The following is a 711-nucleotide window of genomic DNA, read 5'->3' as shown; positions in this document are numbered from 1 at the left end:
GGAACCGCATCCCCGAGGCGGTGCGCGATCAGATCATGACCCTAGCGCTGGAAGAGCCCGAACTGTCGCCACGAGAGCTGGCCGTCAAGTTCACCGATGCGGAAAAGTATTTTGTATCAGAGGCTTCAGTGTATCGTTTGCTCAAATCCCACGACCTGATCACCAGTCCGGCCTATATCGTCATCAAGGCTGCGGATGAGTTTAAGGACAAGGCCACGGCACCCAACCAGATGTGGCAGACGGATTTTACTTACCTGAAGGTCATCGGCTGGGGCTGGTTCTATTTATCCACGATCTTGGACGACTACTCGCGTTACGTCATCGGCTGGAAGCTCTGCAGCAACATGCGGGCTGAGGATGGCGAGCCGTTGTCCGCCATTGGTTCGAGGACAATCGCGAGCGACACGCTAGATATCGCCCTTGCCGCATCAGGCTGCGACAGTGCCAGAGTTCTGCACAAACCCAGGCTTCTGAGTGATAATGGCTCGTCCTATATCGCGGGGGATCTGGCGGAATATCTCGAAGACAAAGGCATGAAGCACGCCGCGGCGCGCCGATGCATCTGTTACCCGGTAGGCGATGCTTGCATCGCCGTAAGGGCGCAGACCCAGGGCAAGATCGAGCGTTGGCACCAGACCCTGAAAAACCGCATCCTGCTCGAAAACTAAGTCTTCGAGGGGGAACTTGAGGCCGCCATCGCCGCCTTCATCG

At 57.1% G+C, this 711-nt stretch carries 1 pseudogene; it reads left to right on the top strand.

Features of this window, described 5'->3' with window-relative positions:
- Positions 1-665 (top strand): annotated as a pseudogene (locus tag EEB11_RS19295) (transposase); the annotation flags it as partial.
- Between the last annotated feature and the right edge of the window lie 46 nt (positions 666-711).

The organism is Pseudotabrizicola sediminis, assembly GCF_004745575.1.
In the GTDB taxonomy this organism is placed as follows: domain Bacteria; phylum Pseudomonadota; class Alphaproteobacteria; order Rhodobacterales; family Rhodobacteraceae; genus Pseudotabrizicola; species Pseudotabrizicola sediminis.
This window is presented reverse-complemented; position numbering and strand designations above follow the sequence as displayed.